General features: G+C 61.3%; 20 protein-coding genes and 1 pseudogene. 11 read left to right on the top strand and 10 right to left on the bottom strand.

The window, feature by feature from the left end; all coding sequences use genetic code 11:
• Positions 1 to 2: 2 nt before the first annotated feature.
• Positions 3 to 857, bottom strand: a pseudogene (locus tag QCE73_RS19165) (transporter).
• A 334-nt stretch (positions 858 to 1,191) separates the two neighbouring features.
• On the opposite strand from QCE73_RS19165, the gene QCE73_RS19160 reads away from it, so the two are divergent.
• Positions 1,192 to 2,037 (top strand): AraC family transcriptional regulator, encoded by an 846-nt coding sequence (locus QCE73_RS19160; protein ID WP_309883057.1) that lies wholly within the window; start codon positions 1,192 to 1,194, stop codon positions 2,035 to 2,037.
• Between the two features lie 20 nt (positions 2,038 to 2,057).
• On the top strand, positions 2,058 to 3,023 hold the full coding sequence (locus tag QCE73_RS19155; RefSeq protein ID WP_035500298.1) for a LysR family transcriptional regulator: 966 nt from the start codon (positions 2,058 to 2,060) through the stop codon (positions 3,021 to 3,023).
• Positions 3,024 to 3,030: 7 nt separating this feature from the next.
• On the opposite strand, the gene QCE73_RS19150 is transcribed toward QCE73_RS19155, so the two are convergent.
• From QCE73_RS19150 to QCE73_RS19130, 5 genes are all read right to left on the bottom strand, one after another.
• Positions 3,031 to 3,951: an AEC family transporter gene (locus tag QCE73_RS19150; protein ID WP_309883055.1), complete on the bottom strand. Its 921-nt coding sequence runs from the start codon at positions 3,949 to 3,951 to the stop codon at positions 3,031 to 3,033.
• Between the two features lie 118 nt (positions 3,952 to 4,069).
• Positions 4,070 to 5,119 carry a catalase gene (locus QCE73_RS19145; RefSeq protein WP_309883054.1) on the bottom strand — a complete coding sequence of 350 codons (1,050 nt, stop codon included), beginning with the start codon at positions 5,117 to 5,119 and terminating at the stop codon, positions 4,070 to 4,072.
• Positions 5,120 to 5,178: 59 nt separating this feature from the next.
• Complete coding sequence (locus QCE73_RS19140) at positions 5,179 to 5,520, bottom strand: cytochrome c (RefSeq protein WP_309883052.1); 342 nt, start codon at positions 5,518 to 5,520, stop codon at positions 5,179 to 5,181.
• Between the two features lie 33 nt (positions 5,521 to 5,553).
• Positions 5,554 to 5,958, bottom strand: a complete 405-nt coding sequence (locus QCE73_RS19135) for a hypothetical protein (RefSeq protein WP_309883051.1) — start codon at positions 5,956 to 5,958, stop codon at positions 5,554 to 5,556.
• Positions 5,959 to 6,333: 375 nt separating this feature from the next.
• Positions 6,334 to 6,555: a hypothetical protein gene (locus QCE73_RS19130; protein WP_309883049.1), complete on the bottom strand. Its 222-nt coding sequence runs from the start codon at positions 6,553 to 6,555 to the stop codon at positions 6,334 to 6,336.
• 425 nt (positions 6,556 to 6,980) lie between these two features.
• Between QCE73_RS19130 and QCE73_RS19125 the strand changes: the two genes are divergently transcribed.
• Together QCE73_RS19125 and QCE73_RS19120 are read left to right on the top strand one after the other, a co-directional pair.
• Positions 6,981 to 7,448 carry a zinc-finger-containing protein gene (locus tag QCE73_RS19125; protein ID WP_187607133.1) on the top strand — a complete coding sequence of 156 codons (468 nt, stop codon included), beginning with the start codon at positions 6,981 to 6,983 and terminating at the stop codon, positions 7,446 to 7,448.
• Positions 7,449 to 7,476: 28 nt separating this feature from the next.
• Positions 7,477 to 7,950 (top strand): hypothetical protein, encoded by a 474-nt coding sequence (locus tag QCE73_RS19120; RefSeq protein WP_035500314.1) that lies wholly within the window; start codon positions 7,477 to 7,479, stop codon positions 7,948 to 7,950.
• Positions 7,951 to 7,971: 21 nt separating this feature from the next.
• Here QCE73_RS19120 and QCE73_RS19115 read toward each other — a convergent pair whose 3' ends face one another.
• The 3 genes from QCE73_RS19115 to QCE73_RS19105 all read right to left on the bottom strand — a co-directional run bounded on the left by QCE73_RS19115 (position 7,972) and on the right by QCE73_RS19105 (position 13,589).
• Positions 7,972 to 10,047, bottom strand: coding sequence for a TonB-dependent receptor domain-containing protein (locus tag QCE73_RS19115; RefSeq protein ID WP_309883046.1), 2,076 nt, complete (start codon positions 10,045 to 10,047; stop codon positions 7,972 to 7,974).
• Positions 10,048 to 11,403: 1,356 nt separating this feature from the next.
• Positions 11,404 to 12,381 (bottom strand): ParB/RepB/Spo0J family partition protein, encoded by a 978-nt coding sequence (locus QCE73_RS19110; RefSeq protein WP_309883043.1) that lies wholly within the window; start codon positions 12,379 to 12,381, stop codon positions 11,404 to 11,406.
• Entirely contained in the window at positions 12,378 to 13,589 is a 1,212-nt protein-coding gene (locus QCE73_RS19105) for an AAA family ATPase (RefSeq protein ID WP_309883042.1), read from the bottom strand. Before QCE73_RS19105 ends, QCE73_RS19110 begins: the two co-directional genes overlap by 4 nt.
• Before the next feature lie 646 nt (positions 13,590 to 14,235).
• Between QCE73_RS19105 and QCE73_RS19100 the strand changes: the two genes are divergently transcribed.
• Positions 14,236 to 15,642, top strand: a complete 1,407-nt coding sequence (locus QCE73_RS19100) for a replication initiation protein (RefSeq protein WP_309883040.1) — start codon at positions 14,236 to 14,238, stop codon at positions 15,640 to 15,642.
• A gap of 43 nt (positions 15,643 to 15,685) precedes the next feature.
• Here the strand turns inward: QCE73_RS19100 and QCE73_RS19095 are convergent, their stop codons facing one another.
• Positions 15,686 to 16,900 (bottom strand): YbfB/YjiJ family MFS transporter, encoded by a 1,215-nt coding sequence (locus tag QCE73_RS19095; protein WP_309883162.1) that lies wholly within the window; start codon positions 16,898 to 16,900, stop codon positions 15,686 to 15,688.
• Between the two features lie 197 nt (positions 16,901 to 17,097).
• Here QCE73_RS19095 and QCE73_RS19090 point away from each other — a divergent pair, with 197 nt between their 5' ends.
• From QCE73_RS19090 to QCE73_RS19065, 6 genes are all read left to right on the top strand, one after another.
• Positions 17,098 to 17,376 carry a hypothetical protein gene (locus tag QCE73_RS19090; RefSeq protein ID WP_309883038.1) on the top strand — a complete coding sequence of 93 codons (279 nt, stop codon included), beginning with the start codon at positions 17,098 to 17,100 and terminating at the stop codon, positions 17,374 to 17,376.
• A gap of 29 nt (positions 17,377 to 17,405) precedes the next feature.
• The gene (locus QCE73_RS19085) at positions 17,406 to 19,514 is read left to right on the top strand and encodes a phosphocholine-specific phospholipase C (RefSeq protein WP_309883037.1); all 2,109 of its coding nucleotides are present in this window, start codon (positions 17,406 to 17,408) and stop codon (positions 19,512 to 19,514) included.
• Between the two features lie 324 nt (positions 19,515 to 19,838).
• Positions 19,839 to 20,285: an NUDIX domain-containing protein gene (locus QCE73_RS19080; RefSeq protein WP_035500420.1), complete on the top strand. Its 447-nt coding sequence runs from the start codon at positions 19,839 to 19,841 to the stop codon at positions 20,283 to 20,285.
• Between the two features lie 207 nt (positions 20,286 to 20,492).
• On the top strand, positions 20,493 to 20,621 hold the full coding sequence (locus QCE73_RS19075) for a hypothetical protein (protein WP_255503871.1): 129 nt from the start codon (positions 20,493 to 20,495) through the stop codon (positions 20,619 to 20,621).
• 460 nt (positions 20,622 to 21,081) lie between these two features.
• Entirely contained in the window at positions 21,082 to 21,270 is a 189-nt protein-coding gene (locus QCE73_RS19070) for a hypothetical protein (RefSeq protein ID WP_309883035.1), read from the top strand.
• 333 nt (positions 21,271 to 21,603) lie between these two features.
• Positions 21,604 to 22,944, top strand: a complete 1,341-nt coding sequence (locus tag QCE73_RS19065) for a hypothetical protein (protein WP_309883034.1) — start codon at positions 21,604 to 21,606, stop codon at positions 22,942 to 22,944.
• Positions 22,945 to 23,043: the final 99 nt, after the last annotated feature.

Raw genomic sequence — 23,043 nt, 5'->3', positions numbered from 1 at the left:
GCTCACCAGTAGTGCCACGCCTGCACGAGGATTCCGTTGGTGAGCGTGGTGTTGCGCCCCGAAACCGAGTGCTGGTACTGGATGGAAAGCTGGTCGTACATCTTCTGGTGCAGGAACGGCAGACTGTTCGGCTTGAACTGGAACAGGACGCCCAGTCCCACGGTCGTTTCGCGGCTCGCGCTGTTCGAGAGCGGCATCGATGCGGTCTGGTTGAACGTGCCGCCGCTCGTCTGGTAATCGAGACCGACGAACGGAATCGCGAAGGGGTTATCCGGCGGCGAGATGCTGTAGCCCACGCGCAGGTTCAGATGAAACGTGTTGCCCGGACTCAGGTCGTCCTGACCCGAGCGCAGCGTACGTCCGCGCAAAATGCCGCCGAGCAGCAGATCGACGTTCACATGCCCGTACCAGTCGTCGTAGAAGACGGATGGCTAGAACGACCACGTATTCGTCGATACTTCGTTCTGTCCGATCGGCACCTGCACGTAGGCCTGAAAGCCGAGCGTCGTCGCGGGCGCGGGGTTGTACCAGACAAGACCGCCGATGAGCGGATCGCCGATGCCGCTCGCCGAGAACTGCGAGCCCTGCGTGCGAATTTCGGGCAGCGTGATGCTCGCGTTGAAGCCGACATGCGGCAGCGACGGCACTTTCCAGTAGTGAATGAACGTCGAGAGCCCGACGAACGTGTTCGTGCCCGGACCCGCGACCTGATTGCCGTGCGAATCGAATGCGCGGTTGTCGTGATTCCATTCGAGGTTCTGGCCGAAGGAATCGTACGTGCCTTCGAAGTCGCTGCTGAACTGCCAGGTCTGCGGCCGGTCCGTCGCGAAGGGAATGCCCGAAGCGTGCGCCGTCATCGAGCAAACCGCACCGAGCACGGCGAGCGCGCAAGTGCTCCGCCTTCGAATCGTCTTTCGTGTGTGCCGTTTTTGCATCGTCGTCTCCGTCGTTCGTGTCGTATGAGCGAACGTTACGAAGACGCGGCGTGCGGGTCTTTCAGGTTTCGCGGATTACAGATTCCGGGCGGCTTGCTGACGGATCCGGGTTTACACCGGGACGCAAAGCGCGCACGCGGCGTTCGCGAACGGCGACCCATCGCGCGTGCAAGGGCTTCCCGCGCGCATCTATACTCGCGTGAACAGCGGCGTCCGATGGTCGATGGCAAGCCGCGCAAAACACGGAGACACGATCATGAGCGCCATCGCCGCGCCCGCCCGCATCGACCGCTTCAGCGCGGTCAAAGGCGTTCCCGGACTCGAATACTGCATCTCGGGCCCGCGCCCCTATTCGCTGGAGCTGAGCAATTCGTCGGACATGATCTGCCTTTTGCTCGGCACGATCGTCTCCGATACGCGCTACGACGACGGCCCCGCAGCGCCCTTCACGTTTCGCGCGGAAACGGCCGCCTATCATCCGCGCGGCGGCAGCATGCGCATCGATGCGCACGACGTGCGGCATGGCTTCATCGCGTTTCGTTATGCCGATGCGTTCGTGAATCGCATCGCCGATCGCAGCACGGAGCCGCTGCGCCGCGCGGGCAGCCGCAGCAATCTCGGCGCAGATTCCATCCGGCACCTCGTGCGCTATGCGCGCCAGAAAGCGCCCGGCGAATCGGGCAAGGTCGATCCGTGGGAGTTGCAATGCGTCGCCACGCTCGCGTGGATCGAAACGACGCGGCATCTCGAACGCGCGTCGCGCGAGCGCAAATCCGCGCTGACGGACGCCGGATTCGCCACGCTCGAAACGTATGTCGCGGATAACATCGACCAGAGTCTTTCCTGCGCCGATATCGCCGCCGAACTCGAACTGCCCGTGCGCGCCGTCTTCGATGGCGTGAAGGCGCGCACCGGTTATTCGCTGTATCGGTATGTGCTGGAAAAGCGCATCGGCGCTGCTGCGCGCATGCTACGTTCAGGCGATGCACCGCTCGTCGATGTCGCCGCCGCGTGCGGATTCTCGTCGCAGCAACACATGACGGCGCTCTTTTCCGAGCGGCTCGGCACGACGCCGCTGCGTTACCGGAACGGCGCGGCCTAGCGACGAAAACAGGAGGAAGCATGGACCTCTTCATGTCGATGGAGGCCTTCGTGCGCGCAGCCGAAGCGCAGAGCTTCGCGAGCGCGGCGCGTCAGCTCGGCGTGGCGAAATCGGTGGTCACGTCGCGCGTGAAGCAGCTCGAGGAGCATTTCGGCGTCGCGCTGTTTCATCGCTCGACGCGTGCGGTGCGGTTGTCGGAAGTCGGCGAAACGTACTATCGCGATTGCCTGCTGCTCGTCTCGAAGGTGGGCGAACTGTCGGGCCGCGCGAGCGAGCAGACGCAATCACTGTCGGGCACGCTCAATGTCCATGTGCTGCCGGGCTTCGCGCTCGGGCATTTTTCTCAGGCGCTGATCGCGTTTCGCGAGGCGCATCCGCGTATCGAGTTCGTCGTGACGGTGAACGATCGCGTGATCGATCCCGTGCAGGAAGGCTTCGATCTCGCGCTGCAGATCTATCCGCCTGCATCGAATCTGCTCGTCGAACGCAAGCTCTTTCCGGTGCGCGGCGTGTTGTGCGCGACGCCCGCGTATCTGAAGGAAGAGCCGGTGATCGAGACGCCGCTCGATTTGCTGCGTCACGATTTCGCGCGTTACGCGCACTATCCGTGGGGCGACAACTGGCCGCTCATGAAGGGCAACGAGTGTTATGAAATCGCGCTCAACGCCGTGTTGAAGACGAACAGCGTGCATCTGCTGCTCGAATTTGCGCGCGCGGGCGCGGGTGTCGTCTATCTGCCGACGATGGTCGCCGCAAGCGATCTGCTCGAACGCCGGCTCGTGCGCGTGCTGCCCGACTACGCGGCGCCGCCGCTGTGGTTGAGCGCGGTGTATCCGACATCGCATCGCTCGACGACGAAGGTGAAAGCCTTCGTCGATTTCCTGCGCGAGCGCTATCTGAGCGAGCCGCAATGGGACAAGGCGCTCGGCATTTCGCCGCCCGACGACGAAGAGCGCAATGTCGATGAAGAACTGGGCGACGTGTGAAGCGTCGCTAAAGGATGTAAAGCCACGCGAGCAACGTGACGATCGAAAGGAGCGTGGTCATCGAGATGACTGCGCCGACGACGCTTTTCTCGACGTCGTATTCCGAGGCGAGCACGTAAGCGCTCTTTGCAGTCGGCACGGCGGCGCACACGACCGCGGCGATGGTCGCGGTGTGGCCGAGTCCGCTCGCGATGCACAAGAGGTACACGACGAGCGGCACGATTGCGAGTTTGAGCGCGGTCAGAAGCGCATAGAGGTTCACGCGTCCGCGCAACTCGCTCAAGCTCAGATCGAGTCCGATGGCGAAGAGCGCGCACGGCGTCAGCGCTTCGCCGAGTATCGTGAGAAACGAAGCGACCGGCGCGGGCAGCGTCAATCCGCCGATCGACCACAGCAGTCCGCAGATCGTTGCGAGAATCACGGGATTGGTCGCGATCTGGCGAACGAGCGCCGTCACGTCGATCTTGCGCGACGCATCGAGACGGCCGATTTCGATCAGCACGACAAGCACGGGAAACATGATCGCGCCGACGAACACGGTCGCGACCGCCGCCGCGAGCACACCGGGCTTGCCGTAGAGCGTCTTGAGGATCGGCAGCGCGACGAAGCCCGTATTGGTCATCGACACCGCGGCGGCAAGCATCGCGCTCGACGCAAGACTTGCACCGCGTGCGATTCGCGCGACGAGCAGCACGGCGGCGAAGCAGATCATCGAGCCGCCGCCGAACGCCGCGAGAAAGCGCCATTCCAGCAGCGAATGCAAAGACTCGTCGGCGATGGTCAGGAACACCAGCGTGGGCATTGCGACGTAGTACGCGAAGCGCATCAGCGACGGCGCCAGCGCATGCGGCATGTAGCCCGAAACGCGCGCTACCCATCCCGTCAGGATGATGGCGAAGATCGGAAGAATCATGCCGGCAAGATGCATGGCGGGCTCCGATGTAGGTGAAGCGCCCGGGCACGATGGCCCGTTTCTGAATGCGCACCATTATCGGAGAAAAGCGTCGCGCGACTCGCGATCTTGCGCAGTCGCGCGATGGCGAACGTCAGTGGCCGCTCAGCAGCGTGCGTGCTTCGTCACTTGAAAGAAGGCCTCGTGCCTTGCGATTCGCGGCGCTCGCGGCATACACATCCTGGCGCGCATGTGTGATGCCGAGCGGCGCGAAACCGTTGGCCGGATTGAACGCGAGCTGGCCGATGCGCGTTTCTTCATCGGCCGATGGCGGCGCATCGATTTCCAGCTCGCCGATCATGACCACGTCCGACTTCCATGCGACGGATGCATCATTCACCGGCGTCGTTTCTTCGTCGATGAAGAATTGCAGGCCGAGCTGCCACTTCACCGGACGTTGCTCAAGCCGATTGAATATGTCGGCGCGCAAGTAGTTATCGCCATGACGCTCGGCGTTCGTTCCGGCAGGCGTCGACGGGTGCGGGTGAAGCGAGTATTTGATCGCGGCCCGCCCGAGTTGCACGACCGATCCCCAGTAGTGTTCGGTCGCCACGCTGCCGACGTGATGCGCCTTGGTTTCCTTGAAGAGGATCGCCAGAATGCGCGCGCCCTCGACGGGCCCGAGCCGCGCCATCATCATCTCCCGCAAGCCCTGCGCGATGCCGCTGACCGTTCCCTCGGCAAGCAACGCGACGATGATATCGGCCACCGCCATGAATTGCGCCGCATCGCGGGCATGCGAGCGGCCGCCTTCGTTCGTCATCAGCAGATCGGTTTCGACGCCTTGCTGCGTGAAAAACTTCAGCGCGATGCCGCGAACATCGGATGACGTATCGGCCTGCGGGCACGGCTGGCCGTTGGAGATGCGGCACGCGACGCGATACGTGGCCGGCCCCGCCGACGCGAACGGTCCGAAGCGCGCGGCCTCGGGAATGTCGTCTGCAATGCGAAGCGTGCCGAACGCACCGAGCAGTTGCTTCTGATGCTGTGCGCGGTCGATCAGCCCGTTCAGGCCCGTGTGGCTGCTGGCCGCGAGCTTCGTCTGCTGCGTGCCGATCGCCGTGACGAGCATGGCGAGCGTGGTCGCATCGTCGAGCTTGTCGGACCAGCCGGTGCCGTCGCTGATTGATTGAGTGAAGCTCATGATTCACCTCCGTTCGCGCTTCGATTGAAAGCGCGCATTTAAAGTCTAGTTGCGTTATCTCACTCGCGACCCGGCATCGCGCCGGCAGCAAGACTGCCGTCGGCGCGTGCGGCGAAGTAGCGGTAGATATCGTCGATATGATTCTCGATCAGCGGATTGCCGCGGTATGAAGGCATGCCCATTTGCGGATTGCCGTCGAGAATCGCGGCGATGAAACGCTCGCGGCTCTGCGTGCGCGCAAAGCCGACGATCGACGGCGCGGCGAGTCCCTCGTGATCCTTGCCATGACAGCGCGCGCAGTCGGCGACACGCACCGCGCGCCATCCATCGGCGAGCGCGGCGTCGGGACCTTGCGTCTGCGCATGCGCGGATAGCGACGCGCCGACCATGCACGCAATCAAGCACAAAATCGAGGGTCGCGTCACGAGGACCGCTCAATGTTTGCGATCGGCCAGCCGGCCGACGTACTTCCAGCCCTGATCGCGCATCCACACATAGGTGAAACCCGTCGGGCCGTCGATGAAGACGGTCATCGGACGCTCGCCGGCGGACGCTTCCTTTTGCGGTTCCGCCGATGCAGGCGTAATGCGCGCTTCCGTGGGCTTGAGACGGGCGTCGCGATCATCGAGCCGCCAGCCGTCTTCATCGGCGTAGATCAGGCGCGATGTTCCACCCGACGGCGTCTGAACGGTGAGCGTGAGCGGACCGCCGTCGACGGCGATAAGGCGTGCGTCTGCATCGTCCGTGCCGGTCGCGGCGAGGCTCGTTTCGCATGTCGCGCCGAACGCCGCCAGGGTGATCGCGAGGAACATCGCGTACTTCGTCAGATGGGGTCTCATTTCGGTACCTCCTTGCTGGCCGCGTGACAGCGGCTGTCCAGATGGGCTCATGCATAGAGAACGAACGTGGCCTCGACGAATGTGAAGCCAGGAAATCCGCGAGCGTCGGCAATAACTGAGCGTCGCGCATGCCGCGCGTTCTGGCCGCTTCGCCGCAGATGGGAGTTTGTCGTGTGGAGAACCCACGCGTGGCCGATGAGTGGCCGTCTTGTGATGGGCTCTACTATCGACCGAACGATCGTCGGGAAAAACCACGCATCGGGAGGGGCGGCACCCCGCCATCGGGGGACTGCGAATGGACGGGAACGGACTGGAGGAAGGAATGAGATCGAAGGCGTCCCCGGCGCCTTCGGTAGGCACTACAGAAACTCTGCCTTATTGACCGCTATAGATATTGCAGCTCAGTCCCGGCGTGCAGAGCTGAGTCGTGCTGCCCGTCCAGACATCGCGCGACGCGCTGCCCGACTTGCTCATCGACATCGCTCCGCCATAGCTCGAATCGCTCGTTGCGGTGCTGCTGTCTTGCGCGCTTTGCTGCGTGGCGCTGCCCTGTGCGGGCGACATCTGCGTGTCTTGCGCCTGGGCGAAAGTGCTCATCGCGAAGATGCCAGCGGCCGTTGCTGCCAATAGATAATTTGCTCTCATCGCCATCACCTCTTAAATCATTAATCAATTGAGGACTGCAAGCTTGCGACGAGCTTGCGGGCATACATGCACGGACCCGGTCGGGCGCGAGGACGGTGCGCCTTCCAGGCTTCTGATCGAACGTGAGGGTTGGGGCCTGTAGGCTCCGAGGAAGTGCGAAGCTTGTAGCACGCACTCCTTACCCTATACCGTGAATCGGAAAAGTAAATTCCCGATCGAAGCGCTCCTTTGCTCTTGCGCGTGACGAGCTCGTTGCGAACGGGCTTGCTTTAAGCGGGCTGCGATATCACCGATATCCGGAACTTTCGGGGAGCATGCATTTCGAAGCGGACTTCCGGTTTTGCTATATTGGTTTTCCCTCTCGTGAGTTTCTGGCAATGCGTGTCGGCCGACCTGTCAAACCGCTTCCCCATCCGAACTGCGACTATTGCGGCGCGCCCGCAACGTTGACGCGTGCGGGCGATGAAGCCTATCCGTATCGCGACGATCACGGCCCGCTGTGGATGTGCGCCGATTGTCAGGCGTGGATCGGCATTTTTCCGCGCAGCACGCGCAACGTCCCGCTCGGCCGTCTCGCCGATGCGCGATTGCGCGATCTGAAAGTGAAACTGCATGCGGCGCTCGAACCGCTCGTGCAGGCCAAGGTCCGGCGCGACGGCTGCAACGTTTTTGAGGCGCGGTCCAAGGGAATGAAATGGCTCGCGCAGACGATCGGCGTCGAGCCCGACAAGTGCAGCATCCACACGCTCGACGCCGACCAGTGCGAGCGCGCGATTGCGGTCGTCGAACATTTCGCACAGGAACGCGGTCAGCACCCTTCAGATTCCGCGATCGATGAACGTTAACCTGAGAAGGTCAACCATCGATGCTCGCATGTCACGCACTCTTCCCTTCCAGCGCTCGCCTCAGGCGACGCGCGCGCGGCTCAGCAAGGCGCAGCTGCTTCCCATTCCGCGCGCGGTGGCAGACGAGCTCGCGCTCGCGGCCCATATGTCGCTGACGGCCTTGCGTTCCGGTTCGCCGGATATCGCGCCCGCGCAGCACATCACCGAGGCGATGTATCTCGCCAAGTTCCTCGCGGAAGCGGGCCACGGCGACTTCTCGCACGACGAGCTGCTTCGCGCGGATCAGACGATGGCCGCCGTGTTCGACGCCGGCCGCACGTCCGGTTCATGGACGCTCGCGGCGGAAGATTTCGACCGGCTCGCCGCGATCGTGTCGCTTTACGATCATCAGTTGCGGCGCGCGTCGATGGGTGCGCTTTCCGTCGCGAGCGATCGGCTCGAACGCTTCAAGGCGGGCGAACCTTATCAGCCGCTTCCGACGCGCAAGTCGGCGCCGCTCTGACGCTACCCGCTCGCCTCGTCGTCAGAAGGCGGTCCGCAAGCCGATCATCACGCTGCGGCCGCCTTCGGGCGCGATGTCGCGCACGACCGAGCTCGCGTAGCGCACTTCCTGATTCGTCAGGTTCTGACCGCGCACGTAGGCGAGCCAGTTCGTCGAGCCGAAGCGGAACTTGTACGTCAGGATGACGCCGAGCGTCGTGTAGCTGGCGGTCGGCAGGTCGTTTTCGGGAACGCGATGCTGCGCCCACGCATGAACCAGTTCGGTTCTTGCGCCGTACGGTCCGTAGGCGTAGTCGAGCGCGAGCGTCGCGCGCAGCGGTGAGATGCGCGGCAACGCCTCGCCGGTATCGAGATTGCGCGCGTGCGTGTAGTCCGCGACGAATTCGACATCGAGACGCTGCGCGCCCTTATCGAAGACGCGCCAGGTGCCGTCCAGCTCCACACCGTAGAACTCCGCGCGCACGCCGCGATAGACCGCTTCGTTGAGCGCGTCGTCGGTGCCGGGCGCGACGGGTTCGTCGTCGTCGTTGACGAGGCGGCCTGTATTGAACTCGGTCAGGTAGTTGCGAAAACGGCTGTAGAAGACGCCCGCGCTCGCCTTGTTCGGGCCGCTCGCGAAGCGCAACGACAGATCGGTCGATATCGCTTTTTCCTTCTGCGCGTCGGGGTTGCCGATCAGATATTGGCCTGTCGCATCGTGCGGGCCGTTCGAGTAGAGCTCGTAGTAAGTGGGCGCGCGCTCCGTGTACGCGATATTGCCGGCCAGGCTCCAGGCCGCGTTCAGTTTGAACAGCGCGCCGGCGGAGATGCTGCCCGCGTTGAAATCGCGCCTTGGCGAGCCGGCGAATTTTTCATTTCCGCCGGACGTCGGGTCGATGTTCACGTGTTCGTACCGTGCGCCGATGCTCAGCTTGAGCGCATCGGTGACGGTCCACTCTTCGAGACCAAAAAGCGCCGCGTTGGTCGTCTGCGACGTGGGCACGAGCGCTTCGTCGCCGAGGGCCGAGAACGTGTTCTGACTCAATTGCACGCCGATCGCGCCGTCGAGCGGGCCGATTTTCTTGTGCCGCGCCTCGATGCGCGCCTCGTAGCCATGATTGCGGAAGGTCGTGCCGGTCTCGCCGTTGTCGATTTCCTTGTGCTCGTAATCGGTATAGGCGAAGTTGAACTTCAACTGGCTGAAGGGTCCCTGAAGATTGCGAATTTCGGATGCAGCCGCGACGTGGTCCTGATGCATGCGTAGACGCACGTCGTCCTCGGCGACCGAACCATAGTTCGCGTCGTAACCGTTGTAGCTGATGCCCGCGTAGCCGTCCGCCCACGTGTACGACGAGCCGACGGCGCCGCCGTGCCATCGGCCGTCGCTGTTCGGAATGCTGCCGTAGGGTTGCGGGACATCGGGTCCGTCGATCGCGCGCTGGCGATCGGAATGTGCGAATCCGGGGATGCGTTCGTTGCTCGTTTCGCGATCGAAGGCATCGACGTGGAACGCGAAGCGTCCGTTGCCGCCCTCGACTTGCGCGGCACCGGCGCGGGCATCGTTGGCGCCGCCGTAGCTGGCATCGACCTGGCCCGTTACGCCTTCGATCGATTCCCGCGGAATGCGGTTGTCGATTGTGTTCACTACCCCGCCGATCGCGTTGCCGCCGTAGAGTAAGGCGGCCGGTCCGCGCACGATTTCCACGCGTTCCACGGACAAGGTCTCTTGCGGCACGGCGTGGTCGTATGAAAGCGACGATGCGTCGAAAGCCGCGACGCCGTTTTGGAGCAGGCGGATACGGTCGCCGTCCATGCCGCGGATGATCGGTCGGCCGACCATTGGGCCGTAGGTTGTCGTGGAGACGCCGGGTAGACCGTTGAGCGTTTCGCCTAGGGAATTGGCGTCTCGCAAGGCGAGTGCATTTCCTTCTGGCGCGCTCGTTGGAGATACCAAAGTGTTCGCGCCGAGTGGATTGGCGGTGACGAAGATCGGCGGGATCGGGGTGTCTTCGATCGCGTTCGTTTGGGCTCGGACGGGTGATGTGAGAAGGAGCGCGGTCAGGGTTAGGAGTTTTGAGCCGGGCGTGGTCGGGTTAGGTTCGCTTTTGTTTGCTTTCATGTAACGTTATAACGTTTCTGATACTCATTAAATAGACACGGTCGCCCAGCGCCGTCCAGGGGATTTGTGATGATATAACGTATCATAGATTTCTGCCCACTACTGGGTGAGAGTTAGCGCATGCGACGATTACGCGCTCCAACCCAGTCAATACAAAATCTGTATCATTCGTTACGAATGATCGTTTCTGCAGCTATTCGAGCGGCGACTCCTTCCCCGTCGAACCGAGAAGGACACGTAGCACCACACGTCGGGCGTTATCCGTGAAACAAGTTACGAAAACGGATGTAACTCATTGATTTTAAATTTATAAATTGGTGAAAAATTTTATGCCGCTTGTTTCACGGAAGGAAGATGACTGGCGGAATTCGAATCGGATCTGCGCGAGGCGGCGGTGCGATGCATTCAGCGAGACGTCCACTGGCAATCGATTCATCGTCGCGCTGCGCGGCCGCCGCGTGTCTTTGTGCGAGGGCAAGGGTGTGCGGCGGACTCTTTCCGCCGTCACAACACGATTGAAAGCGGTCGGTCCGCCGATGAAGGGATGTGTCTCAGACTGTTGCGCATCTGGCAGCGAGTTGTGCCCATGAACTGCCTGCAATTACTCCAAATTTTCGTACGTGCGCGTCATAAGCAATGGGGACATTTCAGCAGTGGTCTGGGGTCTCCAACCACGCTCCATATTGCCTATGCATTCACATCTGCCTCTGCGGGACGCCTTCTGCTGTCGATCTAATTTTTTTAATTTTCCGCACTGCTGTCCGCTGATATCACCGCGAGCGCAGTCGAGGTCGTTCGTAGACAACTCGAGGATCTGCGAGCCTTTGATCCAGAGCAGCAGTCGCGAGCACGCGTCTTTCCACCCAAGCTGGCTAGACTCCGACGCTCACGCGGAATCCCGCTCCGATTCATCGAGCGAATTGATCTGCACGCGCAGTCGACAAGCGCGAAGTCAAAGCGGTTGAGCAGCGGTAATGTTGAAACGTCGCTTTCGCAGCACGTAACCTCCCCACGTGCCGTAAGAAGTTGTATGCCACTTGCCCTGGCCTCGGTGAGCAGTATTCAGGTGAGCCTTTACTCAGACTTAAAAGCGATTTGTTCTTCCGTGCCTTCTGATCTGATTCCGTCATGAGAGCTCAGTCTCCTTAACTCAGCGATCAAAGTGTCCGAATTCGGACACTAGCGTCAAATCAAAGCCGAGAGGCTCCCATTGAGCGCCGAGGGCTTCGTGCAAACTCGTCCCAGTGTCCGAATTCGGACACTCCATCGGAGCGAAGCGAGTTCAACCCGCGGGCCCGTCCCAATCAAAAAAAAATGCCGGCGATAAAAAACCCGCCGAAGCGGGTTGTGGATCGATCACTCCGACTGTATGGAGAACATCTTTCCTATGTGCTCCCTCAGCTGATTTTCCTGCTCCTCCGTCATGACACCTGCTTTGAACTTGAACGTCAGCCCCTTCACATCCTTGGTGATGCTTCCAGCTTGAACCTTTCCAGCGAATATCTTGAGAATGCTTCGGCCGCCGGCATCTGTAGCCGGTTCTCCACGACCCGCCTGCGCACTCAAACTCGCCGCGACCTTGGTCTGCACCAGATCGCCCGAAAGAACCTGCTGCCACAACTCCCGCAACGCCTTGAGTCCCTGCTCACCGGTCTTCTTTAGCGCGTTGACGATATCCTGCGCCGACGAAGCTCCAAGCACTGAAGGATTCAAATCCAGATCTCGCTTCACGAAGTCCGGCAACGAGTCGTACGCAAGAAATCGATAAAGATCGCTTCGCGTAATCCCCATCGCTTCCGCAAGCCGCGTTCGATTGGGAAACTCCGCTTCCGCTCGACGAATCGCGATGGCGATTTCGTAATCGGAGAGATCATCGCGCGTGACGTTTTCCATCAGCGCGAGAGCTGCCATATCCTGATCCGTGCAATCGATCACGACCGCACGAACCGTCTCCTTGTTGATCAGCTTGTGCGCGCGCCAACGTCGCTCTCCCGCGACAAGTTGAAACCCCTCCCCGACCCGCCGAACCGTGACCGCCTGTAGCAATCCGACTTCACCGATCGATCGCGCCAGCTCCGCGAGCTTGGCCTCGCTGAACTGACGACGCGGCTGCCACGGATTCGGCACGATGATGTCGACGGAAATCTCGGTCTCGACACCTCGCGCCTCAAGCTCCTGAATCCGAAGCTGGGCAGCGGCCAAAGCGCTCGTGATGCCCGGCATCGTCTGCGGACCGCGGTTCGTCTTATCCTTCTTGTTCTCGCCTTTAAAATCCGCTGGCTTCGGAAGATTGGCCGTTTTGGCCATGAGCTGTTCTCGGATGTTATTACTCATGCCGGCTCCTTCCACGATTTGACGAACATATCATCCAGCCATTTGGCGTATTGAATCATGGGCTGGCGCACCCGCTGAAGTGACTTCGCCGTGGAGTGCGTGCTGACGACGTCAAGCGCGGTCGAGAACGAAAGGGCGCCGCCACTCATCACCGAGCTCGCCGGAATCTCGAACGGATCGAGCCAACGACCATACGCGCTTTGAGCCCACTGACGCACGACCGGCGCCGAAGACGTCTTGCCATAATCCACCTTTGACAACAAGATGGAAATGAAGTCATAGACTTTGTCTTCTTCATATGGAAGAAAATCTTCCGCGACGTCGGAGAACAATCGCCAGAACGCGAGCGAACTGATGAAGTCCAGATTCTCCGGAATCATCGGCATGACGAGCGCGTCCGCTGCAAGCAGCGCGTTAAGGTTCATATACGACAGCGACGGCGACGTGTCGATCAAGATGTAGTCGTACTGCGAACGCAGCGGTTCGAGGCCCTCGCGTAACACCGCCCAGAATCGGTAACCCTGAATCGTTTTTTGGCGAGCGGGCAGAAGAAACTCTGCTCCATATAAGAAGGTATGACCCGGGATGATGTCGAGGCCATCCCAGTACGTCGACTGCACGCTCGCCCCGAGGCCACCTTCGACGTTTTGATCGTAGATATAGGGCAGCACGGTGTCATCGCCGGATATTTCCTTCTCGGCATAGAGACCACACAACTCAGAAGCGGAAGCCTGCGGATCGAGGTCAACGAGCAACACCTTGCGGCCCAGAAGAGTCAACGCTTGTGCCAGGCAAACCGTGGTCGTGGTCTTTGCCGAACCGCCCTTCAATTGAGCGGTCGTCAGCACTTTGCCTCGGAACCCACTATCGCCGTCGCCGAGGCGCGTCTGATAAATGTCGGAAGCCATCTTCACCCATACGCGCACTTCGGGGAGAGTAAACGTCCGGCTTCGGCCGCTTCCATTGAGCGTGCCCGGGGGCAAACCCCCTTCGCCCTTTGTCACCAGATATTGAATCTGCTGTCGGGTGAGATTGCACATCTCAGCCAGCTCGCTGATCGTATAAAAAGGCGCAAGCTTGCGCGGCCGAGGAGCGAGGATTTGCTCCCGAAGGTTGTCCGAGAAGGGTTCGAGGTTATCGGCGAATTCCGCCACTTCGCGAAGGGTAACCTTCCGGTCTTCCATAGGTAGGGTGCCTACGTTTGCCATTCTGCGCTTTCTCCAAGTATTGACGCCGAAGCGCAGAATACACGAATACGCGTAAACAAGGTTGTGTTGCGCGGAGAATTGATTAATCGGCCAGTGCCAAGTCCGCATTCGTTTGATTTTTCAGCCTTTTTTACCCTTGCCCGCGCACTCAATCCACCGCTCCTACCCCCCCGATTCTGCATCCCGCTTCTGCAATTCCTTAACCTCCACTCTGGCCGTCGCACAAAAACCACCCCGGGGGCGGTTTTTGTGCAGGTCTCGTTGTGAGAATTACCTCTGCATATTCAAGCACTTAACGATTCTGTCGTAACTTTCGAGTAAACCTTATGGTCCCGTTTGTCATGCTTTTTTGTAAACCTAAACCCACCCACCAACAAACAAAGCGTCTCATTTCCCTTTGAAATCAAGCACCAACCCTGTGGATAGGGACGCTTTTTGTGAAGCGTGGGACGGTTTTTGTGATGCCCGATCCGCAAATTGGGCAAATTGGGCCGGAATTTGTGGCGACCGGGGCGGAAATTGTGATCGCTCCCGGCAATCGGGACGGTTTTTGTGCGGATAAGCCTGAGGATTTCCGGGGCGGTTTTTGTGTTGACACCCCTCGCTCGCCTGATAGAGTGCCGGGGATCGAAGCCGAATCGGAAGCATGGAAAACCAAGACCTCACCGTCACGCCGAAACAACTGGCGCTGGACATCTACGAAGACATGTCCGCGCAGGGTTCGGCGATCTGCGAATCGACAAGGGACATTGGTTTCCTGCGCAACAACATCTTCACCCGGGTCGGCGGCCTGGGCATCGCCGCGCGTCGCGTGCTCGATGCCGCGTACTTCATCGTTGCGACCAAGGCGCCTGAAGAGCTCATCGACGACAAGGTCTATACGTTCACGGCCGACATCAACTACTTCAAGTGGCTGATGCGCTACGACAGCCGAAACCACAGTCACCTCATCGCGCAGATGCGCTCCGCGGCCCGGGCGCGTGTCGAAATCATGACGGCGCCGTCGATCGAGGAGCTGACCGAAAAGGACTCGTGGGGAACCATCAGCCTGCTGGGCGATTGCTATATCGAGCGTAACGTCGTCTGCATCCTGCTTGCCGGACGCGTCATCAAGTATCTGATCAGCCCGTACAAGGCGCACTGGCTGAGCCTGCGCGCATCGACGGCTTTCTCGCTTTCGCTCGCCCGCGCGATCTACGACCGCCTCATCCCGTGCGAAGGGCACGGCGTGACAGAGTGGTTCGCGTTCGAAGACGTGCTGGAATGGCCGGGCAAGGTGGGCGAGTCGCGCAAGGAAGTGAAGGAATTCAAGAAGCGCTTCCTCGAGCCCGCCATCGACCAGCTCAACGACGTCTCGGATTTCGATGTCAGCTGGGAGCCCAACGCCGAACGTGTTCCGGCCGAAAAGCTGAAAATCCGTTTCCGCTTCACGAAAAAGCAGGGCGCGGACGCCGCGCGCGCCGGCATTCAGGATTCGATGTATCTCCTGTTGCACAACGAATTCGCCTTCGATACGCCCGACTTCGAGCGCCTCGCCAAGCGACGCGACGTCTGGACCGACGAGCGGCTCGAGCAGGCGATCGAATACACGCGGTTCAAGCTCAACGAGGGCAAGGTGACGGTCAGCCCGCGCGGCTATCTCTTCAAGGCGCTGGAGGGGAATTACCGCATCGGCGAAGCGGACCGGAGAATGGCGTCGATCAAGGCGAAGCAACTCGAGGACGACAAAAAAGACCGTCGCTCGCGCGATACGGCGCAGGCGCATCTCAAGGCAAGCATCCAGGTTCAGAACGACACGGCCAAAGCCAAGATGAGCGAAGAGATCCAGGCTGGCCGCGAGTACTTCGAGTCGGTCGACGCTTCAGCGCGCAAGGAGCTTTGCCACTCGTTCGTGAGCCAGTTGATTCCGCAGCGGCTCATCGAAAAGCAGGGACTTTCACGCGAGAGCGTGAGCGCCGAAAATATTCTCACGGTCAATCGCGTGGTCGCCGACGCGTTCTGTGCCCATGTCTACGCGAAGATGAAAAAAGCGCGCGCGGGCAGCCGGATCTGATTCTCGCGAGCGACGCGGATTCATCTGGAATCCGTAATATCCTTCAGCCTGATCTGACAGGCCGGCTCAGCGGCTTCTGACAAGCCGCGAGCACCGCGCCCGCCGCCAGCACGAGCGCGGAATACACGAGGCCGCGAGTGAGCCCCGCGCTATCCGACACCCGTCCGATCACCACCGGCCCGACGATCTGCCCGAGCGCGAACACGATCGTGAATGCGTTGATGCCCGTCGGCCATTGATTCGCCGGCAGGTTGTGCCGCACGAATGCCGTCGTCGATGCCACCGCCGACAGAAACGTCGCACCGAACAGCGTCCCCGAAACGAATGCCGCCAGCGGATGCACGAGCATCGCAGGAATGAGCGTTGCCGCAGCGAGCAGGCCGTTCAGGATCGCCAGTGCCTGACCGCCGCGCATGCGATCGAGCAGCCCGGACCACATCCGCGCCGATACCACCGTCGCCACACCCAGAAGAACATAGAAGCCGCTCACCACCTCCGCCCTCATGCCTGCATTGCGAAGCAGGGCGACGATGAACGTCATGTAGCCGATATAGCCGATGCCGAAGCATCCATATCCGGCGAGCGCGAGCGCGAAGCGCCGACGTTGCACCGGCGCGCCGGCTGTGGACTCCGCACCGTGACGCACCGACGACGAAAGCGGTTGTGCGGATTCGATCCGCCGCGCGGCCCAAATCGCAACGCCGGAAAAGGCGGCGCAGGCCGCGGCGAGCGCGAACCACGCGAAGCGCCAGCCGTGCGCAACCGGCAAAACCGTGAGCGGAACGACTACCGACGAAATCACGATGCCCCAGCCCGTGCCGCCGTAGTAGAGGCCGATCACGAGTCCCGCGTCGCGCGGCGACATCGATGCAAGCCGTGCAGCGAGCACGCCGCCGCTCACGAAGATGAGCGCGCTGCCGATGCCCGTCGCCACGCGCAGCGCGAGCAGGGCGTTGGTATCGGTCGTTGCGCCGCTCGCCGCCATCAGTAAAGCCGTGAGCGCGCAACCGGCGATGAACAGCGTCCGGGAGGCGACGCGCCTCGACAACCGGGAGAACGCGAGCGCGCCGAGCAGATAGCCGAACGCGTTCGCGGTATTCATCGCGCCGGCCTGGGCGAAGTTCCACGCGAGGTCGAGCCGCATCGGCGGAAGAAGAAGCGCGTAGGAAAAGCGTGCGAGCCCGAGTGCGATGGCGCTGCCGAGCGATAACGCCACCGCGAGCAAGAGCGCGTGCCTGCGATCGGCTTCGTGGACGATCCCGCTGGAATGGGCTGGCTTGTTCTCGCGAAGGTCTCCGCTCGCATCGTCGTGCTGTATCACGCGCTTGTCGTCCTTTGGATGGCGATTCGTCTTGTCATGTCTATGGTATCGCGGACCGGTCACATTGCTTACACAAGCCGTGGCTAAGCTTCGCAGCGCTGTATCGATATGCGCGACCCCGCCGGAGAATCCCGATGTCGATCGTCCCGAGCCGCCACGCCGTGGTGGCGTGTTTTGCCGTTTGCGTCAGCGCAATCGTTTGCGGATGCGGCAAGCAGGAAACGGCCAGCGAGCCGTCCGCAACACCCGCCACGAGCATCACGAACGCGACGAACGCGACGAACGCAACCAGCGAGCTTCAGGACTGGGCGAAGCAAGCCACGGCAGGCGCATCCGATCCGGCCGAGCGAGCCGTCGTCGCACGGTCCGCGTCGGAGCCGCTCGCGACACCGGTGATTCACACGGTGGACTGACCTTTCCTATTCACTTCCCCGCGAAACGAATGAAAAACAAGAACCGTCGTGATTTTCTGCGCGCGGCCGTCGAGGCCGCAGGCGCGACCGCCGCGCTGAACGTGATGCCGCTCGGCATTCGCCAGGCGCTCGCGATTCCCGCGAACAACCGTCATGGATCGATCGAGGACATCGAGCATATCGTCGTGCTGATGCAGGAGAATCGTTCGTTCGATCATTACTTCGGCACCTTGCGTGGTGTGCGCGGCTTCGGTGACAAGAGCGCGGTGACGCTGCCGGGCGGCAAGCCCGTTTTCAACCAGCCGATCGCGGCGGGCGCGGGCGAAGTGCTGCCGTTTCATCCCGGCGCGTCGAACCTCGGCCTGCAGTTCCTGCAGGATTTGCCGCACGACTGGGTGAGCGGGCAGGGCGCATTCCACGGCGGTCTGTACGATCAGTGGGTGCCGTTCAAGGGCACGACGACGATGGCGTATCTGCAACGCGACGACATCCCGTTCCACTATCAGCTCGCGGACGCGTTCACGATCTGCGACGCCTATCACTGCTCGACGAACACATCGACCGATCCGAACCGCTACTACATGTGGACCGGCTACGTCGGCAACGACGGCGCAGGCGGCGGTCCCGTCGTCGACAACGCGGAAGCCGGCTACGGCTGGTCCACGTTTCCCGAAGTGCTCGAGCGCGCGGGCATCTCGTGGAAGATCTATCAGGACATCGGCGCCGGACTCGACGCGAAGAACTCGTGGGGCTGGACCGACGATGCGTACATCGGCAACTACGGCGACAACTCGCTGCTCTACTTCACGCAATATCAGAACGCGCAGCCCGGCAGTCCGCTATACGAAAAGGCGCGTCGCGGCACGAACGCGGCCGCCGGCGACGACTACTTCGCGATCCTGAAGCGCGACGTGCAAGCGAACACGCTGCCGCAGGTCTCGTGGATCGTCGCGCCGGAAGCGTTCTCCGAGCACCCGAACTGGCCCGCGAACTACGGCGCCTGGTATATCGATCAGGTCTTGCAGGTGCTGACGTCGAACCCGGATGTATGGAGCAAGACAGCGCTCCTCATCAACTACGACGAAAACGACGGTTTCTTCGACCACCTCGTTCCGCCGTTCCCGCCGACTTCGAGCGCAAACGGCCTTTCGACCGTCGATACGACTGCCGAGATTTTTCCGGGCAGCGCGAAATACGCGAGCGGCCCGTATGGCCTCGGCGCGCGCGTGCCGATGCTCGTCGTGTCGCCGTGGTCCAAAGGCGGCTGGGTGTGCTCCGAAACCTTCGACCATACGTCGGTGATCCGCTTCATCCAGAAGCGCTTCGGCCGCGTGCACGGCCTCGCCGAGCCGAACATCTCGCCGTGGCGCCGGTCGATCTGCGGCGACCTGACATCCGCGTTCGATTTCCGCAATCCGAACACCGCGATGCCCACGCTGCCCGGCACGAGCGGCTACGTGCCGCCCGACAAGCTGCGCCATCAGGACTACGTGCCCGTTCCGCCGACGACGCAGGCGGTCCCGAAGCAGGAGCCCGGCGTTCGCGCCGCGCGCGCGTTGCCGTACGAGCTGTTCGTGCGCACACATTCGTCGAAGGGCGCCGTGTCGTTCGATTTCGTCAACACCGGCGGCGTGGGCGCGGTGTTTCTGCTCTATCGCAACGCGAGCGCCGATGCGCCGCGCACCTACACGGTCGAGGCGCGCAAGCGTCTCGCGGACCGCGTCGCGGCGAATCCGGACGGCAGCTTCGATTTCGTCGTGCACGGTCCAAACGGATTTCTGCGGCGGATCGCGGGCACAGCGGACGCGCCGTCGTCCGGCTGGTGGTCGCGCGAACAGGCCGCGCCGGAAGTCGCGGAGGGCTACGACGTCGCCAACGGCAATCTGCAACTGCGGCTCGTGAATCGCGGAACGGCCGCGTGCACCTTCAGCGTGATCAATGCGTACGATCCGTCGAAGACGATCGCGCGGCGCGTGCGCGGCGGCGACACCGCGCAGCTCTACCTCGATCTGCGCGACGCCCACGGCTGGTACGACATCGAAATCAAGGTCGACACCGATCGCGCGTTCTTGCGGCGCCTCGCGGGTCACGTCGAGACCGGACGCGACAGCATGAGCGATCCGGCGCTCGGCGAATGACATCGACGGCAAGAATGGCTCGCTCATCGTAGTAGGTATCGCCGGCCGTGCGCATTCGAAACCCGCGCACGGCCGCGAATCTTCTCCCGACCGGACTCCCTGACATTCCTGCCATCTCGGACGTTTTTTCCGATCCTGCCTCGTCATGCAGCGCACATACGTGGGACATCACGCATTGCGAAGCGCAACGAAGCCTGTGAAGATCGAGCGTGCACGCCAGTTCATGCTTAAGATCGGGGCGACGGTGAAATCAAAATGGCACGCCGGGCCTCGTATCGCACCATCAAATCCAACAACGAATTGGGGTGCAACACGGAGACGGGGATGAGAGAACGAGCAACAGTGCTGCTGGTTCGTCACCAGTCAGTGCTGCTGGTCCGGGAGCGTGGCGGACCGTGGTTGCTGCCAGGCGGAGCGGTAGCATTCGACGAATTGACGATTATTGCGGCGATCCGAGCGCTGCACGAAGACACCGGGGTGCAGGCGAGCGCCGCCGCTTTTTTGTTTCAGCAGGTATCGGCGCATCATCTGCATCATGTCTTTCGCATTGCGATACCGGACGACGTGCACTTGCGGCCGAAAGCCGACGCCAGATTCCACGAATTATTGTGGGTCGACGCGCATCAGCTCGCGAACGTCAGCGCGACGCCCGGCACCCGGGCCATCCTGACCCGCGCGATGGGCGGCGGCCGCGATTCCCCGAGGCATGCGTGGAGTCACGGTGGCGCGGAGTCGGAGGTAGCGGCTGGCTTTAGCCGACGTGGCCGCTGACGCGGACCCGTTTTCCTCCGACTGACGATTCTTCTTGTCTGCGCAAACCGCGCGGGCGCGTACTTCGCTGCGAAATGAATACTTTTTCGGCGAAGTTACGCCTATGCTACCGTTTGAACGCTTGCGGGCGCTCGTGCGTACATCGCCGAGCGCCCGTTGCAGCCTTGAGCAACGGAGGCATTCGCCCTTTGATTGGCGGAGGAAACCATGAAGCTCGTCAGCATGTTCGCCGGGACCGTCGGATTCGTGGCCGTCGTGGGCCTCTCATTGTTGGCGGTCGCGGACATTCTCTTGACAACATCCGACAAACCCACCGAGAAAGAACGTCTCGCGTGAGTTCGGGCCTTCTTATCGCTGAATGACCGGTTAATTGTCGGTCAAATAGGCGGCCAACTGTCGAAGAAACGTCGTATATCAGTTGAAGACATTCGAATGGCGGAATGCTGTCTTTCGAAAAATGGCCGCAATAATTAATGCACCGCGTATCGGAATTCGATTAATTGCGGTCGCGTCCGCCGGACGGCGCGGGGTGGCGTGCACGACGCGTGCGTGCTGCGAAGCGCGCCGGGCATGGCTCCTTGCGCCGCCGGTCGCCGGAACAGACGTGCTTTCACCCATTTGTTCAGCGATTTGCGCGCACCGGATGCATCGGAAAATCATGCTGGATGTCGCGTGGCGGAAAATTGGCCGATTAGCCATGTGATATAATCAAAAATAAATCAAAGTCATTCGGTCAAACTTTCAGCCACGGGTTTTATCTAATGCTTGATTCATCGCGGATGAGCGCGGAGGAAGCATGTCAGTAGTCGGTGTTATAGGCGCAATTGTTTTTTTCGCAATAATCGGTCTCGCATTGCTGGCCGTGTTCGAAATTATCTTTTCGCCTTTTTCCAGGCATAAGGCAGATGAAACGAGCGAGCCGGGTCACAAGCGGCAGACCTGGTTTCGCAGGCGCGAAGTCGCCGTGCGCCGTGATGAGCGTTGATTCACGAAAAATTTTCCTGCTCCGCCAACAAGTTAGGATCTCCGCCGCCATCGGCGAAGCAACCTCCCGCCAAGCCGCCGATCATCACGCAACGCCGCATTTCCGGCACAGCCGTTCAAATCCCTCGCATTAATTAGCTGTCGCAGCAGTGTGCGATAGCGCACCGCACGCACATTTCCCAGACTCTAGTCTTTCTTCGCCGGCATCAGCATGAAATGGACTGTTCATCATTTCAAACCGCCGGAACACAACACATATAAAAGACAGTTAAGCGTTTAGCTAAAGATGGAAGTGCGATCGACTGGCAAATCGCTGCTGTCTGAGGGAAAAGAAATGGCGCAACCCGCATATCCTTCCGTGCTCGAGTGGTGGACGCGCGTCGAAAAGCGGATCTACGGTGACTCCGACGAGACACCGCGGATCCCCTCTCATGCCCGTGCACCGATCATGGTCCTGTACGACGGCTGCGAGAACATCGAGGCGCTGTGGAAAGCGCTGCTCCAATGCCGAACTCCGCATATCCAGGTCGTATGGAAGTCGCCCGAATCGGACGAAATGCGTCTGCTGGCGGAATCGTATGTCGCGATACCGGAAAAGCTCTTCTTCTTGAAGTCGCTGCAGACGAGTCTGCGGCGCGTCGCCGTTCTCGTCGAGCGGGCGCAGAAGCGCCTGGAGGCGGCCTCGTCGCCTCGTGACCTGCCGCTCGTCAAGGCGAAGGTGCGGACAGCGCGTCTGTCGGCTTTCACGTCGGCGTGTTTCGCATTGCGGCATCTCGGCCGCAAGGTGCTGAACCAGCCGCTCAAGCTGCTGATTCAGCGCGGGCACTGGGTTTTGGCGTACCGTCGCACGGGCGCGGAGAACAGCGTCGAAGGAGACGAAAGCCGCAACTGGGTCACGCTTCCCGGCATGACGTCGCAGTTTCACGCCGATCCGTTCCTCTGGCGCGGCAAGAACGGCGACTATCACCTGTTCTTCGAGAGCCTTCCCTACGACACGAACCGCGGCACGATCAGCCATATCGCGTTCGATCCGGTGACGCAGAGGTGGCAGGAGACGCCGCGCGTCGTGCTCGACAAGAGCTATCACCTGTCGTACCCGTTTCTCTTCGAGCATGAAGGCGAGGTTTTCATGATCCCGGAGACGTGCGGCAATCGTACGATCGAAATGTACCGCGCCGCTTCGTTTCCGACCGACTGGGTGCTGCACAAGGTCATCATGCGCGACGTCGTCGCGGCCGACACGACGCTCTATCACGACGGCAAGACGTGGTGGATGTTCACGAGCATGACCGAAGACGGCGGATCGAACTGGGACGAACTGTCGATCTTCCACTCCGACAGCCCGTTCGGCGAATGGACCGCGCATCCGATGAATCCGGTCGTCTCCGACTGCCGTCTCGCGCGCATGGCCGGCAACCTGTTCAAGGACGCACAGAACCGCCTGATCCGTCCCGCGCAGAATTGCGAGCGCGAATACGGCGCCGCGCTGACGTTCCGCGAAATCACCGAACTCACGACGACGACCTACGCCGAACGGACCGTGTCGATTCGCACGCCGCCGCGCGGCCATCAGGGACTCCACACGTGGAATGCGGTCGGCGGAATCACGGTCATCGATCTGAAGACGCAGCTTCGCAAATGGAATCCGTGGCGCGGCCCGATGAGGCGCGCATGACGCAATCGGCGCCCGCGGCCAGTCGCGCGCGGGCAAGACAACCGGCGTGTGGCGCGTCGCACAGTGCGTGCCACGGGCGCCGGCTTACATTGATGACTC

Source organism: Caballeronia sp. LZ029 (assembly GCF_031451275.1).
GTDB lineage: Bacteria > Pseudomonadota > Gammaproteobacteria > Burkholderiales > Burkholderiaceae > Caballeronia > Caballeronia jiangsuensis.
The sequence above is the reverse complement of the archived record's forward strand: the minus strand, read 5'-3'. Positions and strand labels throughout refer to the sequence as shown.

Coding starts and splice junctions, on each gene's coding strand:
- QCE73_RS19160 (WP_309883057.1), top strand. CDS start 1,192: ATGAGCGCCATCGCCGCGCCCGCCCGCATCGACCGCTTCAGCGCGGTC.
- QCE73_RS19155 (WP_035500298.1), top strand. CDS start 2,058: ATGGACCTCTTCATGTCGATGGAGGCCTTCGTGCGCGCAGCCGAAGCG.
- QCE73_RS19150 (WP_309883055.1), bottom strand. CDS start 3,951: ATGCATCTTGCCGGCATGATTCTTCCGATCTTCGCCATCATCCTGACG.
- QCE73_RS19145 (WP_309883054.1), bottom strand. CDS start 5,119: ATGAGCTTCACTCAATCAATCAGCGACGGCACCGGCTGGTCCGACAAG.
- QCE73_RS19135 (WP_309883051.1), bottom strand. CDS start 5,958: ATGAGACCCCATCTGACGAAGTACGCGATGTTCCTCGCGATCACCCTG.
- QCE73_RS19130 (WP_309883049.1), bottom strand. CDS start 6,555: ATGAGCACTTTCGCCCAGGCGCAAGACACGCAGATGTCGCCCGCACAG.
- QCE73_RS19125 (WP_187607133.1), top strand. CDS start 6,981: ATGCGTGTCGGCCGACCTGTCAAACCGCTTCCCCATCCGAACTGCGAC.
- QCE73_RS19120 (WP_035500314.1), top strand. CDS start 7,477: ATGTCACGCACTCTTCCCTTCCAGCGCTCGCCTCAGGCGACGCGCGCG.
- QCE73_RS19115 (WP_309883046.1), bottom strand. CDS start 10,047: ATGAAAGCAAACAAAAGCGAACCTAACCCGACCACGCCCGGCTCAAAA.
- QCE73_RS19110 (WP_309883043.1), bottom strand. CDS start 12,381: ATGAGTAATAACATCCGAGAACAGCTCATGGCCAAAACGGCCAATCTT.
- QCE73_RS19105 (WP_309883042.1), bottom strand. CDS start 13,589: ATGGCAAACGTAGGCACCCTACCTATGGAAGACCGGAAGGTTACCCTT.
- QCE73_RS19100 (WP_309883040.1), top strand. CDS start 14,236: ATGGAAAACCAAGACCTCACCGTCACGCCGAAACAACTGGCGCTGGAC.
- QCE73_RS19090 (WP_309883038.1), top strand. CDS start 17,098: ATGTCGATCGTCCCGAGCCGCCACGCCGTGGTGGCGTGTTTTGCCGTT.
- QCE73_RS19085 (WP_309883037.1), top strand. CDS start 17,406: ATGAAAAACAAGAACCGTCGTGATTTTCTGCGCGCGGCCGTCGAGGCC.
- QCE73_RS19080 (WP_035500420.1), top strand. CDS start 19,839: ATGAGAGAACGAGCAACAGTGCTGCTGGTTCGTCACCAGTCAGTGCTG.
- QCE73_RS19075 (WP_255503871.1), top strand. CDS start 20,493: ATGAAGCTCGTCAGCATGTTCGCCGGGACCGTCGGATTCGTGGCCGTC.
- QCE73_RS19070 (WP_309883035.1), top strand. CDS start 21,082: ATGTCAGTAGTCGGTGTTATAGGCGCAATTGTTTTTTTCGCAATAATC.
- QCE73_RS19065 (WP_309883034.1), top strand. CDS start 21,604: ATGGCGCAACCCGCATATCCTTCCGTGCTCGAGTGGTGGACGCGCGTC.